Origin of the sequence: Arthrobacter sp. AL05 (genome assembly GCF_029960715.1) — a bacterium.
Lineage (GTDB): Bacteria > Actinomycetota > Actinomycetes > Actinomycetales > Micrococcaceae > Arthrobacter.
Genome location: NZ_JASBRC010000019.1, coordinates 1 through 16,821 on the forward strand (window position 1 = coordinate 1; position 16,821 = coordinate 16,821).

General features: G+C 62.0%; 12 protein-coding genes. 5 read left to right on the top strand and 7 right to left on the bottom strand.

Annotation, left to right across the window (positions count from 1 at the left end; all coding sequences use genetic code 11):
• Window positions 1–82: 82 nt before the first annotated feature.
• The 4 genes from QK287_RS16660 to QK287_RS16680 all read right to left on the bottom strand — a co-directional run bounded on the left by QK287_RS16660 (window position 83) and on the right by QK287_RS16680 (window position 5,816).
• The gene (locus QK287_RS16660) at window positions 83–1,459 is read right to left on the bottom strand and encodes an FAD-dependent oxidoreductase (protein ID WP_282360839.1); all 1,377 of its coding nucleotides are present in this window, start codon (window positions 1,457–1,459) and stop codon (window positions 83–85) included.
• Window positions 1,460–1,642: 183 nt separating this feature from the next.
• On the bottom strand, window positions 1,643–2,620 hold the full coding sequence (gene trxB / locus QK287_RS16665; protein ID WP_282360841.1) for a thioredoxin-disulfide reductase: 978 nt from the start codon (window positions 2,618–2,620) through the stop codon (window positions 1,643–1,645).
• A 513-nt stretch (window positions 2,621–3,133) separates the two neighbouring features.
• Window positions 3,134–4,660, bottom strand: a complete 1,527-nt coding sequence (locus QK287_RS16670) for an amino acid permease (protein ID WP_282360842.1) — start codon at window positions 4,658–4,660, stop codon at window positions 3,134–3,136.
• A gap of 382 nt (window positions 4,661–5,042) precedes the next feature.
• Window positions 5,043–5,816, bottom strand: a complete 774-nt coding sequence (locus QK287_RS16680; protein ID WP_282360843.1) for an alpha/beta hydrolase — start codon at window positions 5,814–5,816, stop codon at window positions 5,043–5,045.
• Between the two features lie 2,318 nt (window positions 5,817–8,134).
• On the opposite strand from QK287_RS16680, the gene QK287_RS16685 reads away from it, so the two are divergent.
• From QK287_RS16685 to QK287_RS16705, 5 genes are all read left to right on the top strand, one after another.
• Window positions 8,135–8,767: an HD domain-containing protein gene (locus QK287_RS16685; protein ID WP_282360845.1), complete on the top strand. Its 633-nt coding sequence runs from the start codon at window positions 8,135–8,137 to the stop codon at window positions 8,765–8,767.
• A 601-nt stretch (window positions 8,768–9,368) separates the two neighbouring features.
• The gene (locus QK287_RS16690) at window positions 9,369–10,148 is read left to right on the top strand and encodes an alpha/beta fold hydrolase (protein ID WP_282360847.1); all 780 of its coding nucleotides are present in this window, start codon (window positions 9,369–9,371) and stop codon (window positions 10,146–10,148) included.
• Window positions 10,149–11,106: 958 nt separating this feature from the next.
• A complete protein-coding gene (locus QK287_RS16695) occupies window positions 11,107–12,537 on the top strand; it encodes an MFS transporter (protein WP_282360848.1) in 1,431 nt (476 codons plus the stop codon).
• Between the two features lie 106 nt (window positions 12,538–12,643).
• On the top strand, window positions 12,644–13,141 hold the full coding sequence (locus tag QK287_RS16700) for a universal stress protein (RefSeq protein WP_282360849.1): 498 nt from the start codon (window positions 12,644–12,646) through the stop codon (window positions 13,139–13,141).
• Window positions 13,142–13,494: 353 nt separating this feature from the next.
• Entirely contained in the window at window positions 13,495–13,818 is a 324-nt protein-coding gene (locus QK287_RS16705; RefSeq protein ID WP_282360850.1) for a hypothetical protein, read from the top strand.
• A gap of 520 nt (window positions 13,819–14,338) precedes the next feature.
• On the opposite strand, the gene QK287_RS16710 is transcribed toward QK287_RS16705, so the two are convergent.
• The 3 genes from QK287_RS16710 to QK287_RS16720 all read right to left on the bottom strand — a co-directional run bounded on the left by QK287_RS16710 (window position 14,339) and on the right by QK287_RS16720 (window position 16,747).
• Window positions 14,339–15,583: an MFS transporter gene (locus QK287_RS16710; protein WP_282360851.1), complete on the bottom strand. Its 1,245-nt coding sequence runs from the start codon at window positions 15,581–15,583 to the stop codon at window positions 14,339–14,341.
• Window positions 15,584–15,821: 238 nt separating this feature from the next.
• Entirely contained in the window at window positions 15,822–16,181 is a 360-nt protein-coding gene (gene trxA / locus QK287_RS16715; RefSeq protein WP_282360852.1) for a thioredoxin, read from the bottom strand.
• Between the two features lie 11 nt (window positions 16,182–16,192).
• Complete coding sequence (locus QK287_RS16720) at window positions 16,193–16,747, bottom strand: hypothetical protein (RefSeq protein WP_282360853.1); 555 nt, start codon at window positions 16,745–16,747, stop codon at window positions 16,193–16,195.
• Window positions 16,748–16,821: the final 74 nt, after the last annotated feature.

Genomic DNA, 16,821 nt, shown 5'->3' on the forward strand with positions numbered 1-16,821 from the left:
ATCATGAGTGACAGGGCGAGAAAGTCATACCGGGTCCAGCGACCAAATCCCCGGCCTTCGGGGACTCAATATATGTAACGGGTTAGTTGTTGTCGCCGGAGCGGCCGTGGGAGAGTCCGGTGGGGAATCCGACGAGCGCAGGTTCGGGGACGGGGCAGCATGAGGACTCGGTTGCGGCGGCGGTGGTTGTCGGGACGTCGCAGCTGGTGCCGGCGTCGGTGGAGCAGACGCCGGTTTCGGGGAGTTCGAGCTGGACGGTGTCGGCCGCTTCGCGGTCACCGGCCAGGGCGGCGGCGACGGAGCGGACTTGTTCGTAGCCGGTGGCGAGCAGGAAGGTCGGGGCCCGGCCGTAGGACTTCATGCCGACGATGTAGAAGTCCTGCTCCGGGTGGGCCAGCAGGGCTGCGCCGTGCGGGGGGACGGTGCCGCAGGAGTGGAACTCGGGATCGATGAGCGGGCCGAGTTCGGTGGGTGCTTCGACGGCGGGGTCCAGGTTCAGCCGGAGTTCACGGAGGATGTTCAGGTCCGGGCGGAAGCCGGTGCAGGGCACGACGATGTCGGTCTCGAGGGTTCGGCCGTCCATGGATTCGACGTTCACGTGCGAGGGGAGGGATTTCAGCGAGCTGATGCCGAATCCGGTGTGCAGTTCGATGGTTCCGGCCTCGACGAGGTGACGTAGGAGGGAGCCGAGGTGGCCGCGGGCGGGCAGCCCGTCGGCGTCGCCGCCGCCGTAGACCTTCGCGGCGGACTCGCCTCGGACCGCCCAGAGGATCCGGGTGCCCGGTTCGTCCGTGGCCAGGTCAGCGAGGTTGATCAGGGTGTTGGCGGCTGAGTGGCCAGCGCCTACGACCAGGACACGGCGGCCGGCAAACGCTCCGCGGTCGCGGCCGGTGACGTCCGGAAGCGGGGAGGAAATCCGGTCTGCGGCGGTGTCTTCGCCGATGGCGGGGAGCCCGGAGGTTCCTAGCGGGTTGCGGGTGGACCAGGTACCGGAGGCGTCAATGACTCCGGCCACGGCGTGGTCGCGGGATTCCCCGTCCTCGTGCTCGACCCGGACGATGAACGGTGTGTTCTCGCGGTAGCGGGTGTGGGTCTTGTCCATGCCGGCGCGGGTCACGGCGATGACCCGGGCGCCGGTCTGCAGCCGCGGGCTGATCGCCGGGAGGGCGGCCAGCGGTGTCAGGTACTGGTCGATCAGTTCTCCGCCGTAGGGCAGGGCTGTCGGCTCCGGAGCTTCCCATCCGGTCTCGCCGAGCAGGCGGGCGGCGGCGGCGTCGACGTTGTACTGCCAGGGGGAGAACAGCCGGATGTGGCGCCACCGCTCGATGGCGGCGCCCGCGGAGGGGCCGGCTTCGAAGATCAGCGGTTCGAGGCCGCGTTCGATCAGGTGGGCCGCGGCGGCCAGGCCCACGGGGCCTGCGCCGATGACGGCAACGGGAAGGCTCTTTGTCGAATTCATGGTTTCCTTTGTTTCATCCGTAGGTGTGTCGGTTCCGTTGGCGGGCACCTTCCGGTCTCTGGTGGGGCCGGCAGGCGGGAGGGTGTCAGCAGCAGACCCGCATGTCATCGGGCCGTCGTCGCAGCAACCGGAGTCACTGCAGCAGCCAGCATCCATTCAGCTCACCCCCTCCCTAGCCCCGGGTCAGGCGTAAGTTGGTTCTTCGACCAGCGCGGTGGCGATGCTGTCCGCGTCCTGCAGCGCGGCTAGGTAGCGTTCCGCGTCCAGGGCGGCGGCGCAGCCGGTGCCCGCCGCGGTGATCGCCTGGCGGTAGCGGTGGTCCACAGCGTCGCCACACGCGAAGACGCCGGCAAGTTTGGTGACCGTGGTAGGAGCGTAGACCTTGATGTAGCCCTTGTTGTCCAGGTCCACCTGGCCGTGGAGCAGCTCGGTTCGCGGCACGTGGCCGATTGCGACGAAGATGCCGGTCGCGGCCTGTTCGCGGGTTTCGCCGGTGACGGTATCGGTGAGAGTGACGCCGGTGACCTTGCCGTCGCCGTGGATCGCGGTGATGGCCGAGTTCCACGCGAAACGGATCTTGGGGTTGTCTTTGGCGCGCTGGGCCATGATCCGAGAGGCGCGCAGCTCGTTTTTGCGGACGACGACGGTAACTGTCCTGCCGAAGCGGGTCAGGAACGTCGCCTCCTCCATCGCGGAGTCCCCGCCACCGACGACGATGATGTCCTGATCGCGGAAGAAGAAACCGTCGCAGGTGGCACACCAGGACACGCCGTGGCCGCTGAACTTCTTCTCCTCCGGCAGGCCGAGCTCCTTATAGGCGGAGCCGGTGGCGAGAATGATCGCGGTGGCCTCGTGCGTCTCGCCGTCGCCGGTGACCACCCGCTTGAGGTGCCCGGTGAGCGTCACCTCGGTGACGTCGTCGAACACCACCCGCGCGCCGAACTTCTCGGCCTGCTGCTGCAGCCCGTCCATCAGCTCGGGGCCCTGGACACCGCCCGGGAAGCCGGGAAAGTTCTCCACCTCGGTGGTGCTCATCAGGGCACCGCCCGCGGTGACGGCCCCGGCGATGACCAGCGGCGACAGGCCGGCGCGGGCCGCGTAGATGGCGGCGGTGTAGCCGGCAGGGCCGGATCCGATGATGATCAGCTGTTCAGTGCTCACGAAAGACTCCTGGTCTGGTTTTGCTGGACGGTTATTTGGCGGCCGGTGAGAGGGAGGTGACGAGGCCCGCACCGACCCGGCAAAACATTGATCATTGTCGATGCATCAAGTGTCGCTGGCTAAATCGGTGATTGTCAATATTTAGGAGGTTTTGATTCCCAGGCCCGAAGCCGTTCGTCGAGCTCATGCCTGGACTCAGCAAAGAGCATTGGAGGGGAACCGGTCGCAGCGGAACCACCCCGTCTCGCCGTCGACCCCGCCATTCTCGTAAGCCCCGGCGTTACCGGACTGGCAGTGGATGGGGTCGAAGTCGTAGTGCGAGCGGAAGAACACAAGGCTGAAATGTCAGTTCAACTTTTCGGGGGCAGTTCACATCGATGGGCACTTTTCCGCGGCCGGTGGCTATGTGAGATAGCCTCCGCGGTTCCCTCGTGGGCCCATCTCATGATGCGGTGGGACCCGTCGATCTGGCGCCGATGCTTCTTCTACTGCGCAGTCGCATAGAAAGTGGCGCTACACAGCCTTTGTATGGCTGCTTGGGCGGGCGGTGCCGGAACGCAACCTCTCGGCTACCTCGATGGCGTCGCCGGCCGGAGCCTTGGACTTGGCATCCGGGCGTGCCAGCAGGAGATAGAGAAGTCCGCTGCCTGCGACCACGGCCAGGCCGAGCAGGACGGTCCAGTCTGTGATGAAATCGCCGGTCGAGCCGGGCAATGCCAGTAGGACCATCGCAAATATGCCGTAGACAAGGGCGGCGGCGTTGATCAGGAAGCCGGCGGCGCCGAGGCTGAACGGTCCGGCCGGACGCCAGCCCTTGATGCGCTGGCGGAGGGAGGCCAACACAACGGACTGGAAGGCAATGTAGATGCCCAGTACGGCAAAGGACGTGATTTGGCTCAGCAGTTCATCCGACCCGAGGTAGATGATGATGCAGATTGCCAGGGGGATGCTGGCAGCGACGATCAGTGCGTTCGCGGGAACCTTGGCCGTCCCGGAGACTTTGGACAGCGACCGGTGGCCGGGCACCATACCATCCCTGGCGAAAGAGAAGATCAGCCGGCTCGCCGCAGCCTGCAGGCTCAGGACGCAGGACAGGAAGGCGGTGACCGCGATAATTAGGAAGATCTTGGCGCCCACTATGCCGAGAGCCGATTCAAGAATGGCGGGAATCGGGTCCGCGTTTTGGCCGGTGACGATCGACTGAAGGTCGGGTGCAGCCAGGACATAGCCACCGAAGGAGAATAGCGCGGACACGCCACCGACCAGGATTGTCATGATCATAGCGCGCGGGATCAATCGGGAAGGGCTGGCGACTTCCTCTGCCACGTCGCCACAGGCTTCGAAACCATAGAAAAGGAAAAGACCGGCCAGGGCGGCTCCCATGAAGGCGTGCAGGTAGCTGCCGCCCCCCTCAACGCCCATCGAATCAAAGAATACGCCGAAGCTCTGCTTGCGTTGAAAGATCAGCAGGTAGAGGCCAACGGCGATGACGCCGATCAGCTCCGCCGCCAGTCCAATCCGTGCGACGCGGCCCATGGTTTTAGTGCCGGTAAAGTTCAGGCCCACTGCCAGCAGCAGGAGAAGTACCGTCAGGCCAAGCGTGCTTTCCCGGGTTGCTTCAATTTCGAATAGGCTGGCGAGGAAGCCGCTGCCAAACTCAGCCACGGCAGTAATGGTGACAATCATGGCCCAGATGTAGACCCAGGCCGCCATCCAGGCGTAGCGCCGGCCCCAGAGCCGCCGGGTCCAGGGATAGATGCCGCCGTGGATGGGATATTGCGAGACGACTTCGCCGAATACGAGGGCCACCAGCATCTGCCCGGCCCCCACGATAAAAATCCAGAAGACCGACGGCGGACCGCCTGCTGCCATGGCGACGGCGAAGAGGGAGTACACTCCCACGAGCGGCGAAAGGTAGGTGAAACCGAGGGCGAAGTTGGCCCAGAGGGACATAGACCGGTCAAAGGAGTCCTCGTAGCCCAGGACGGCGAGATGATCACTGTCAGTAAGCTCGGTGGTGCTGCGGGGTTGGGGTGACATGGTTTCCTTCCGACGATATTGGTGAAAGTTTCAGTTTGGCGTTCCGATGGGCGGTGCCGGTAAAGGTGTTGGCGTGGCAGCGGCCTAGCCGACGTAACTCATGACGTGCTTGATCCGGGTGTAGTCCTCGAGTCCGTACATGGACAGGTCCTTGTCATAGCCGGAGTGCCTGAATCCGTCGTTCGGCACTGAAAACGCAAGACAGCAATCGCGCGTTGGCCAGAGTCAGCGCCTCCGCGTCAGTCAAGAAATCCTGCACAGTGACAATTGGGACAAACACCTGGGACTGGATAAGCGCGCCGTGCTAGTGCGTAGATTGTTCGGTCACCGCCGCTTGCAGCCGAAATGAGTGGACGGGTCAGGACCCGGGGTGTCCGCTTAGTTACGCACCATCGACGCCGCGCTCCTGCTCGATCCGGGGCGGCTTGGTTGAGGTTCCATTTTCTTGTTGAACAAGGTTTTGGACTCGCGACTCGACTTGTGTTGAAACGAATTCGGTGACGGCATCCACGACACGTCGATCGGCCAGGATACGGTTGTGACCGAGTCCTTGGGTGTAGATCACCGAAGCAGGAACAGCGTGGCCGTCGGTGATGAGACCAGCCTGATCGATGCCAACTACAGCATCTGAGGAATCGTGCACCACGAGAAGAGGCATCGAGCTGTTGTCTGTATCACACTGAGACACAATATGCCCCAACTCGAAGGTGCTGTCGACAAACACCAGTTCATTGATCCGGTCGCGGAAGCGCTCACGGGCCCGCGTCGGCAACCGGATCAATTGGGTAAAGGAGGCTACAAGGTGTTCAAGGCTATGCACACCGGCGATTGTTACCATTCGGCCCGTGGTGACCCCCATCCTCACCGCGTGGAACGCTGCAAGGACGCCGAATGAATGCCCGACAACCGCGGCGAAATGACCATGGCGTGCTTCCAGTTCCCGAATGATGCCTGACCATTCGACTACGTTGGAAGGTCCCTTCCCCGACGCCCCGTGGCCGGGAGCGTCAAACGAAACGATCATGTGGCCACGGCTCACCAGTGCATTAACGAGATGACTGAACCGGGACGCCCGGCTCCGCCAACCGTGCACAAGCAGAATAACCGAGTCGCCGGTGCCCCAGGCGTATACCATCACGGCGGTGCGGCCCATCATCACCTGCTCCACGGCGGCGGACTCGTGGACCTCTCTGTCTGCGGCTCGGACGGAAGGCGGCCTGCCAAGATGCCAAAACAACACTGACGCTAGGCGGGCAGCGATGGAAGGACTTAGTGCGTCCAACAGCCGCATCGCTACTGGAACTATCCAACCCGGCACGCTCATGACACCTCTTCTACTACGTATGCGAACGTTCGTACAGTAACGTATTTTCGGCCTGCTCGGCAATGCTGAAGAATGGGAGGCTTGCCACGCCGGGGCAGGTGCACAATGTGCGCTGGCAGGCCGTTGAGTGATTCGAGCTCCGGTCCGTCAAGATCGGGGCCCCGAGAAGTTATGGAACGGTCTGTCGATGTTGTAGCGGCGCTGTCGATCATGGTGATCGTGTCCAGCGAATATTCCGATCCGGTGGAGAACCTGCTCGGTGATTCCTCTCGCAGAGATAGGAGCTGATGGTCGGAGCGGGCGGCCCGGGATGGGTGTTGGCCGTCGGGGTCCCGCCCCCGCACCCGCCACCATCCCCGATCGGGACGAGGGGGCCGAGTCATTCGGGGGCTTGACCCACCGGGGGATGAGGGGCTCGTCACCTAAGGCAACGACCACCCCTGCGCGCCAGGTGCCCGTTCCTAACTGAAACTGGGACACCGCGAAACCGCGGATACCATTTGTGGAGCAGTCACCGGGCCGTCTACAGAAGCCCGGTAAATTGTGGCCTGGCTGGTCCCGGGCGGGGAGCCGCGGCTCGTCGGCAGACCGACGTAATTGAAGAAGGGAGCCGCGCGGGAACTGGCGCTGTGGCTGCAACTTCCCCGCGGCGTAGTCTCGTGAACGATGTGCAGATCTTAGCGACCAGGGAAGGCTTGCGGAGTTGCTGGCAGATCAATGAAGGACTCCACCACCGGCCCAGCAATCGCCTGGACGAAGGCGTTCAGCTCGGGATGGCTGGCGATAGTTCTGCGATGGATCCCATGTGTGCGTCAGCAGCAGACCTGTTTTTCGGATGCTGACGAGACGGGCCAGAATTTCCGTAGGGTTAGAAAGTGCCAAATCCTGTGAACTCTCAGGCCATCCCAGCCTGTAACGGACCTGGCGGCCCGGTCTCCGGGTACCTGCCTGACGAGATGATCACGCTCTTGGTGCTGCAGCTTCAGCCATTCCGCGGGTGGAATAAAGTTCAAGGAAGTTGTCCTCTCCAAAGGCCCAGGGGCTCCATATATCGATATACATCAATATTTGGAGTCTCGCAGATATATCGAAGTTCGTCAATGCACCGTGGTGCCCTACATGGACATACGTCGCTGTTAGAGGGCTTTCACCCGTTAAAGCCGCCACCAGAGCGCTCCAGGCTAGCTCAATGGTTTGCTCAGTCGCGTTTTCCAATTTGGATAGTGAGATAGCGAAGGCGTTGCTTATCTCACGGCCGTCGGGATTGTAGCTCTTTGGTCGCCGATCATGCCGATCGTCCAAGGTGTGGTGGCTGCCACGACGTGGGTAAGGCGGCGCGGGCGGGCGCCTCTCCACGCCGCTATATCAAAATCTTCCGCCGAAGTTCCCGCAGCAGCAGTCTCGATGGGACGCCGTTCAGATTCGGGTTCATGCCATGGAACCGGACGCGGTGTGGCCACGGCAATTGTCTAACGGGCTGCTGGAAAATTTGGTCGGTCCGTGCCCTCGACGCCGCTCCGGATGCTATTGCGGACCTAGAACAAGGGCGCATCCGTTGCCGCGGAAATCATCCCGAATCTTGGAAACACATCCCAAGCGAAAGTAACGCGGGGGCGGGACAACAGGGTTCCCATAGGCGCGGGCAGTGCCCTGGAATCGGCAGCACAACCGCGCTGAACACGGGTGTCATCGGGGTCGTCACGGCGAGAACTGAATAGCCGTTCGGATCGAAGCCCAGGTCCTTTCACGTGGGGTTGGCCGATATGAAAGCATTTCGACTCCAACGGATCCGGCTAGAGGCGAACATTCAGAATATCGGCGAGATTGTCGCTCGTGACAGAAGCGCAGGCCAGTTCCGCGGCCACGGTACTGCAGGTGGCTGGGTACCTGGTGGGATCCGCGGGGATCGCCAGCCCGATCGGGGTGGATGTCGCCGGCTACGAACAGTGTCCGGCCCAAGAACCCCGGCCAGCCACTTCAATTTATTCGCCGAGCAGCCGACTTTGCCACCTTGGCTGCTCGCGGGGAGCTTAACCTCAAGCTCACCCTTCCCTTCGTCAACAAAAGCCCTCGACGGAATGGCAGTATATGATTGGTATCTGCCGATTCTGCCATGTTAATACAGCCGGTGAATCGTTAGCGTGGGGGACATGACATATTTAATCGACCTGCCGGCCACCCCGGTCGCCCGCGCGGCGCTCGCTGTCGTACAGGCTTCGGAGAGTTCCTCGGTGGCCAATCACAGCATTCGGAGCTTCCTGTTTGCTGAACTTCTCGCGAGGCACGAGGGCGCACTGAACGATGCGGCATATGACCGGGACCTTCTCTTCGCCGCCTGCGTCATGCACGATCTGGGTACCGGAACTAAGGCGCCTGGCCAGCAGCGGTTTGAGGTGGAGGGGGCTGATCTGGCAGCAGAAGTCTTGTCCCAGCATGGTGTGGCGGCGGGGGACGTTGACCGCGTCTGGGAAGCGATCGCCTTGCACTGTTCACCAGGCATCGCCGAGCGTCGAGGGCTTCTCGCCTACCTGACTTCGGAGGGGATCGGGATAGACTTTGGCCACAAGGCCGACGTCGTCATGTCACAGGAGCAACGCATCCACGCAGAGTACCCGCGGCTGGACATGGTCAAGTCGCTCACCGACTCGATCGTCGCTCACGCGGCCCGGTCCGCGGCCGCCGCGCCGCGCTACTCACTGCCGGGCGAGCTTGCCCGCGAAAGAAAAGAACAAGGTGTCAGCGGCATGGAACTGGCGGCGTCTTCCTCCGTGTGGGGATGCTGACCGCCAGTATCGAACCCTCGCGGAAAACTTGCGTCGTCTTAAGTCCACTCCAACTTCGGCCGACAACGAGGCGAGCCAGCAGCGTTTCGCTTTGTGCCGCGGCACGCCACCGGACAAAGCGGCGAACTGACCGGCTTATTACGTGTCACCGCTGGCGCCCACCCCGTGCCATTCGTTCGGGGCCTTCGACGTCGTCGCGGTGCGGGGGCATAAATGAAAGCGCAACAGTGTGCCTGCCGACGCCTCTTTGGTGCGGTCAGAGCCAAACAGGTGCCAGCGTTGCTATGCCGACGGGCCCGGAGCAGAGCATGGGCGGGGTCGGCATCGCAAATTGCGTCGGGGTAATTGAAAGCGTCTAAAAAGCTCGTTACACCTTTGCCGAGCCCGAGCGGCGCGGGAGCGCTCAGTTTGCGGGCGGTGGTCACACATCCTGGGAGGACGACTTGCAGTGACTCCAAACAAGGGCGAGCAACGGAGATTGAGATTGGAAGGACCCTCAGCTATGAACGGTAAACCCCTGACGGTTCGCTGTGACGACGGCTACGAACTCCGAGGACACATCTGGGAACCTTGCTCCCTTCACGGGCAATGGCCCTGCCGCGTGGTCGTCGTCGTTGGTGCCACCGGAGTTTTAGCCTCGTATTATCACCGCTACGCCGCTTTCCTCGCGGAAAACGGTTTTACCGCCATCACCTTCGATTACCGCGGGATCGGGCAGTCCAAAGAAGCGAACATCAAGAACCTTCAAGCCAGCTGGTACGACTGGGGACTGCTGGACATTGACGCAGTCCTTCATTGGGCCATAGACAACATCAGCGAAGACCTTCACGTTGTCGGCCACAGCTTCGGCGGATTCGGCGTCGGTCTGGCAAAACACGGCCAACACGTAAAACGACTCCTAACCGTCGGCGCTCAACACGCCCACTGGAGAGACTACCGCCCCGGACACCGGTTGCACTTCTGGTGGCGCTGGCACATCCTGATGCCAGGCATCACGCTTTGGCACGGCTACTTCCCCGGCAAGCGTCTCGGATGGCTCGAAGATCTGCCTAAAGGGGTTGCCCTGAACTGGGCGAAAAGCCCTAGGAACTTCCCCGCCGGGGCCGGCCCTTTGCGGAAGGTGATAGAAGAGCATCAGGCATCCTTCGCCGCCGCGACCCTTGCCGTTTCTGCAACTGATGATCCGTTCGCATCCGAGAACGCCATCGTGCGGGGACTGAAGTACTACCCGAATAGCCCCGCCATCGTTGTGCAGCTAAAGCCCCGCGACCTCAACAGCCCCGAAATCGGACATTTTGCCCTCTTCCACAGCCGCTTCCGTGACACATTCTGGACCGGAACCCTCCAATGGCTGCGCGACGGGATTAATCCCTGGGCCTAAGCACAACAAAAGCCGTACTGAACCGACCATCGTCAATGCCTCGCGCTCCATGCTGCGCCAGCATCAGCGACCCTGCAAGGGGTGGGTGGATGCCGGTTCGACCCAGTCGGGCGGATATGTTCAAGTTAAAGCAAGACCCGGCTGGCAACCGGTCAAGATCGTTCGTTATAACGAACGGGGAGTTTGGCAGTGTTGAGGCCGTGACGATGCCCGGTGAGACGAGTCTTGTGCGTTTTGCGGACCGTGGCGGGCTGGGAGTACCCGGGCGGGCGCATGCCCGGCTTCGGACCTGTCCTCACCGCGAAGTTCCTTGGCGCCACCAACAGAGACCTTACCGCCTTCCAGATTCGCCGACCGGTTTGACCGGTGACTCCCGCCGACTTTTACCGCACCGCGCTCTCCAGTCCCCGACGCCCTGACTGTCGCGGTCATCGACGACACCCAGGACCTGGCCGGTGTCCAGGCCAACGATCGACGTCATCCACGGTTCATAGCGCTGGCCGGGACTACTTCACCGCTCACAGCATCACCCACCTCAAGGATCCTGTTGAGAAGCTAGATTTCGTCAAGGGCTATGCCGCCATGATGAATCAACCGCGAGCGGGTATTTGGTGATCGGTGCGAATGACGGTCTGACGCCGTCCCCGAAGGCTTTGCTCCCGACATAGGAGATGGGACGCCTCGCGCCCTGTCTGCGTCTTGGGGGCTGAGTGAAGATGCCCCCGATTTTCGCCCCACCTGTCTCCGCCGCCGCATGACCGTTCGCAACTCGGTATGCCTCCTCCGGTGACGCGCCCTCTCTGACGAAGCTCGTCTTTGGTGATGAAGCGTCTTCGTTCCGGCGGCATTCAAGAGCTTGACGTATATACCCCCCATGGGTATACCATGAGAGTGAACCCATACCCCCTATGGGTACCGCAGGGCGTCTATCGTCCGGAGTTCTCAGGAGGAAGTCAAAATGTCTACCCAACCACCCCTACCGCCAGCGAAGCGGTGGCTCGGCCTGTTGCTGATCGCTACCGCGCAGTTCGTCGTCATCATGGACACCTCGATCATCGGTGTCGCTTTGCCGGATATTCAAAAAGACCTTGGCTTCACACCTGAGTCACTCTCGTGGGTGTTCAACGCCTACGTGGTTGCCTTCGGCGGCCTACTCCTGCTGGGAGGTCGCCTTGCAGACGCCTTCGGCGCGCGGAAGATCTTTGTGCTGGGCTGGCTGATCCTGATCGTGGGATCGTTGCTCGCCGGAGCAGCCAACACTGCCGGACTCGAGATCGCAGGCCGCGCTATCCAAGGCGCCGGTTCGGCACTGATCGCACCAGCGGCACTTACTCTGCTGATGATGCTTTTTGGCGGCACGTCTGAGCTTCCCAAAGCATTCGCAGTCTACGGAGCGGCGGCGCCAATCGGAGGCACTGCAGGCGTCTTCCTGGGAGGAGTTTTGACCGAATATGCGAGCTGGCCGTGGGTGTTCTACGTCATGATCCCGATCGCGGTCTTCGTACTCGCATTTACAGCAACAACACTTCCCCGAACCGCAGGAAAGGCGTCGGGGTCGATTGACATAGCCGGGGCCGTCACAGTGACGGGCGGGCTCGCCGCGACCGTCTACGCCGTTGTTAACGCCCCGGAGGTCGGGTGGCTCACGTTCCCCACCCTCAGCGTGCTGGCGGGAGGCCTCGTCCTGCTCGTGATCTTCTTCATCATCCAGGCACGAAGCCGCAACCCTTTGCTGCGCCTCGGACTGCTTCGCGCACCCCAGCTCGGGGCCGCCAACACCGCCCAGCTACTGCTGGGCGCGGCATGGGTATCCATGTGGTTCTTCCTGAACCTGTACCTGCAGCAGGTTCTCGGCGCAACGGCCTTCGCAGCCGGCGCCGCGCTTCTCCCGATGACCGGCCTCGTAGTTCTCGTCATGATCGCGTGGGCACCCCGGCTTCAGGGAAGGTTCGGCGCGAAACCGATGATTGTCACCGGCCTCCTCGTACTGGCGGCAGGTCTTGGTTGGCTTTCCTTCGTTCGTCCTGACGGCAATTATGCTGTTGACGTTCTACCCGCATCGCTTCTGGCCGCCCTCGGAATGTCACTGGCGTTCATCCCTTCTCTCGGTACCGCGATCAATGCGGCACCGGCCGCCGAGACTGGCGTTGCCTCGGGGCTCGTGAGCACCAGCTATCAGATCGGCTCCGCGCTTGGGCTTGCTGCCCTCACGGCGATCGTTTACGGCATCTCCGGTACTGACCCCTCCCGCGTCGAGCTGACCCAGGGGTACTCCGCAGCCTTCATTGGCGCAGGAATTATTGCACTAGTGGGAGCAGTGATCACAGCCGTTGCGATGACTAAACCACGGGCCTCCACCCCTGCCTCCGACGAGTCAATCTCGGTCTAGCCGCCGAGACGGGCCATGAATCGGCGCGCCCACAATCGCCGAGTCATCCCCATAGGCAGACCACCCACAACCAGTCCGACCACGAATGATGAGAAGGGAAGCACAAATGTCCACCCCTAAACTGCTAATCGCCTACGACGGGTCACCCAACGCACAAAGTGCATTGCAGACCGTCGCCAGCCTCTTTCCCGGCGCTACGGCAGTACTGCTCTACGCCCGCCAACCGCTGGAGGGCTTCGCCGCGCATCTGGAAGGTCATCCGGCGCTGGAGGAATTAAAAGAACTTGACGCTGCAGCGCTTGACGTTTCAGAACAGATCGCCGCCGAAGGCGCTCAAATGGCCCGCAGGCTCGGTCTGATCGTTGAACCGCTAGTCTCTTCCACGATGGCCACAGCATCCGAAGCCATAGTGGACACGGCCGAAGAAAAGAACGTCGATTTGATCGTTCTTGGCTCCCGCGGGTTGCGTGGTTTCAAGGCAACCCTGTTAGGAAGCACATCGGCAAACGTCCTTCACCATGCCACCCGACCAACTCTCGTGATTCCCTCGGAAGCCGTGGCTTCGTCTCGCCGCAACAACCGGGTATTAGTGGACACCAAATAAGCGATCGCGACGGCAGGCTGCCGGATCCTCGAGCAGACATGCATGAGGGATCCGGCAGCCTGGAGCGGGTAAACGGACCCTTTGTAGTTGAGCGAAGGACTCGGCCACCGAAGCGTGGAGAAAGTGACGGTGGAAATTGCCGTTTCGTTTCTGACTGCGCTGTTCGGGAGCTATGCCCAAGCATGCAGAACCGCAGGTTGTCCGCGCTGCGAGCCCATTCCGGTGGCGGACCGGTGTGCCAGCGGCGCGGAAGATCTACGGTGGGGTGAACCCACCCGCAACTTCTCTTATTGGGCGTACCAGGGCGCACCTCCAAAAATATCAGGACCTTGAACAATCCGAAGGGCAGACCGATGACCGATAATTCCTGCGGCGGCAGTGGAAAGGGAGCCTTCGCGCATCTGCTGCGAAACGAATCCCAGGCAATAATTCAACCCTTGATCCTCGATGTTTCGGTCAAATTCAACCGCCTGGCTGCGCTCTTGGAGGCGTCTTCGAATGACCCTGCCCAAAGCTCCGAGGACTTGGCGGCCCTCACGTGGATCCAGCGGTCCCTGGAAGACATTGAAGCCACCATTACTGGACTGTCGGAGGCAGGCCGCTGCCGTTCCGCCGTGTTCCAGAATCCTGTCTCTTCTTCTCGCACACAGCACCCGAATGTCTCGTCATCATCGTAAACAACTGAAAAAATTTGTCGTCGTTCTGGAGAAGCGGCCAATCTCCTGTAGCCGGCAGCGATGACTGAATAAGTCGGCATCTCGGAGACGTGCCTGGCCCGGGTCGCTAGGAAGCAGTACATCTGGCCAGCCGCGTTCCCCGGGCGTCACGATCGAAACGCGGTCATCACCGCGATCCCGTCTTGCCTGATTCCGCAAGCCGCCCGGCTCAGCCAGACCTTGACCGATGCGTCACCCCTGGCTGGGGTCGAGAACTCTGGTTTCTTCACTGCTGCGTATTTAGAAACGGACCCAGGCACAGCCCTGGTCCGTGGAGGAGCCTGGTCGCGGGGGTGGAGGGAATGCTCAAGGCGGTCCTTGACTACGAATCAAGTATTAGGCCAACCTTTCGGTACTCGTTCAAGACGGACATCCACCATTCGGCAGACAACGTCGAGAACTCAGAATCTCGAAGGCGCCGCCGGTCCCGGAGTTCGTGGAGGCGTAAAAGTCCAAATGCAGACTCTCCCAGCGCCTCCTCTCATCTGCGGTCCATCTGGGCTATGGCCGCCACGGCCACCAGGACGATGAGGGCGGCGCTTAGCCCGTTGAATCCAATAAGTGCGAGAATGGGGCCCGCGGCGGCGCCGCCTGCGGCTCCTGCCAGATTCATGAGTGAATCCGAAATGCCCTGTAGCCGAGGTCGATGAATGGGCTCGGCCGCTGCGCTGACCATGGCGGAGCCAGCCATAGTGGAGGCCGACCAGCCCAAGCCCAGCAGGAATAGACTCACCGACACCAAAAGGTGGTTGTCGGATCCCAGCATGGTCAGCAACAAGGCTGCCAGGAGCGTGGCCTGCCCCGTCAAGACAACCACGCGTCCGCCAAACCTGTCCGTGAGGTAGCCAAGGGCGGGGGAGAACGCGAACATGCCGATCACATGCAGGCTGATCGTTAGCCCGACCAGGTTCAGGGAGGCGCCATGTCCGGTCAAGTGCACGGGTGTCATGGCCATGAGCGCGACCATGACGGCGTGACTTAGGGCCAGGCCGATCACCGCGCGTTTCGCGGCCGGTGAAGATCTCAACAGACTGAAACCACCGACCGAAGTTCTTTGAGTCCGGCGAACGGAAGCTCCCCCAGCACTGTGGGCCTTGGCTACGGTGAGCAGCGGATCCGGCCGCAGGCCAATGAGGTAGACGGCAGCGCCCAGCAGCTGCGCGATGCCGCCAATGATGAACCCACCAGTGAACGGGGGCATCCCCATGACGTGGCCCAGTCTTTCTCCGGGCTCGAATAGGTTCGGTCCGGCTACCGCCCCAATGGTTGTGGACCAGACAACAAGGGAGAGGTCCCGTCCCCGAGTTGCTTCGGTAGCGAGGTCCGTTGCGGCGAAGCGTGCCTGCAGGTTCAGTGCGGAACCCGAGCCCATCAGTGTCATGCCAACCAGCAGCAGCAGCAGATTTGTTATGGTGGCTGAGACGATCACTGTTGCCCCGCCGGCCACAGCGATCCACGCTCCTGTACTAAGTGAAATCCGCCGGCCTTTGGCCTGTGCCAGGCGTGCAAGGGGCACCGCCAACAGGGCGGCGCCCATGGCTCCCATACTTATCGCCATCCCCGACCAGGCTGAGGAGCCAGAGACGTCAGTGATCAGCATCGCTCCGAGGCTCATGGTGGCTCCCGTGCCGATTCCACCCAGGATCTGGGCTATGGCCAGCACGCGGAGAACCTTCCGTTGAAGAGTGCGGGCGGGGTTGGTATCGCGGAAGGTATCGGCGGACATGTTCCAGCTTTCGGGTGGCCTCTATGCGAAGTGTGCTGAAAGCCATTTGCTTCCAGCGGATGGACAAATGAAGATTCGTTCGGCGACTTCAACCGTCGTCGCGACACATGCAAGCGTTATTGTCATGGTCTTTCCCGGGGGTTGGTTCGCCAGGGGCGCCGGTTGTCCCCTGAACAGCACGGGGAGTGCCGGCGGACGGTAGGCCCGGCTGCGGGCGGCTCCTTCACGGGCCGCCGGATCAGACGGGGCGCTTATTTGTTGTACGAACCTTGGCCATGTCGACCTTCCTGACGCGGTCGATGACTTTTTCCAGGTCACCGCTTGGCATGGCTCCGGGCTGGGAGAACACCAGGACCCCTTCCCTGAAGACCATCAGTGTGGGGACGGAGGTGATTCCGGCCGACGAAGCCAGTGCCTGTTCAGCCTCGGTGTCGACCTTGGCGAAGACGATATCGGTGTGCTTCACGGAAGCCGCTTCGTAAGTAGGGGCGAACATCCGGCATGGGCCGCACCAGCTGGCCCAGAAATCGACCATGACGATGTTGTTGTCTTCGATGGTGCGGCTGAAATCTTGTTCGGTGAGGTTAATGGTGGACACGGTGTTCTCCTTTATCGGTGGTTTGATGGAGCTGGGATGGATCGCTTCTGCGCCCTTGCGGTGAGGGGGTCTGGGCAGGAGCTAAGGGACTGCGAATCGCGGTCCGCATGGAAAATGGTGATGCCATGGAACGCGCCAAGGATTACGTTGTGAGCTATGACCAACACGGCGTCGGCGATCTCGCGGCTGGTGTATCCGACGTTGCGTAGGGCTGCCACCTGCCCGGCCATGATGGTGGTGGAACTGGCATGGATGGCCAGAGCAATCTCGATCAGCGTGGCGACCGCAGGGTCTGGAGAAGTGCCGAGGCGGGCTGCTTCGATGAGAACCTCGTCAGCACCGGCAGATCGGGCAGTGGACTCGGAGTAGGCCAGGCAACGGCCGCACTCCTGGCGGGCTTGTATCGCGATCGAGACCAGTGCGCGGGTGCGCTCGGACAGTGTGGGGGACAGGGCCATGGTGACTGCCATGTTGCCGGGCTCTACCAGTCGGGCAACGACGTCGGTCACCATGTCCCAGGCTGCTCCCACAGCCTCGGCGGGGGTCGTCGGATCCATCCGGCTCATCGGCTCTCCAGCACGGTTCATAGGGTCGTCGTCTTTCCGGTGAAGGGGCGAGTGCCGCCGGGCAGCGGAGGTTT

Excerpts from the sequence above, each read along its gene's own strand:
- QK287_RS16660 (WP_282360839.1), bottom strand. The coding sequence starts at position 1,459 with ATGAATTCGACAAAGAGCCTTCCCGTTGCCGTCATCGGCGCAGGCCCC.
- QK287_RS16670 (WP_282360842.1), bottom strand. The coding sequence starts at position 4,660 with ATGTCACCCCAACCCCGCAGCACCACCGAGCTTACTGACAGTGATCAT.
- QK287_RS16680 (WP_282360843.1), bottom strand. The coding sequence starts at position 5,816 with ATGATGGGCCGCACCGCCGTGATGGTATACGCCTGGGGCACCGGCGAC.
- QK287_RS16685 (WP_282360845.1), top strand. The coding sequence starts at position 8,135 with ATGACATATTTAATCGACCTGCCGGCCACCCCGGTCGCCCGCGCGGCG.
- QK287_RS16695 (WP_282360848.1), top strand. The coding sequence starts at position 11,107 with ATGTCTACCCAACCACCCCTACCGCCAGCGAAGCGGTGGCTCGGCCTG.
- QK287_RS16700 (WP_282360849.1), top strand. The coding sequence starts at position 12,644 with ATGTCCACCCCTAAACTGCTAATCGCCTACGACGGGTCACCCAACGCA.
- QK287_RS16705 (WP_282360850.1), top strand. The coding sequence starts at position 13,495 with ATGACCGATAATTCCTGCGGCGGCAGTGGAAAGGGAGCCTTCGCGCAT.
- QK287_RS16710 (WP_282360851.1), bottom strand. The coding sequence starts at position 15,583 with ATGTCCGCCGATACCTTCCGCGATACCAACCCCGCCCGCACTCTTCAA.
- QK287_RS16720 (WP_282360853.1), bottom strand. The coding sequence starts at position 16,747 with ATGAGCCGGATGGATCCGACGACCCCCGCCGAGGCTGTGGGAGCAGCC.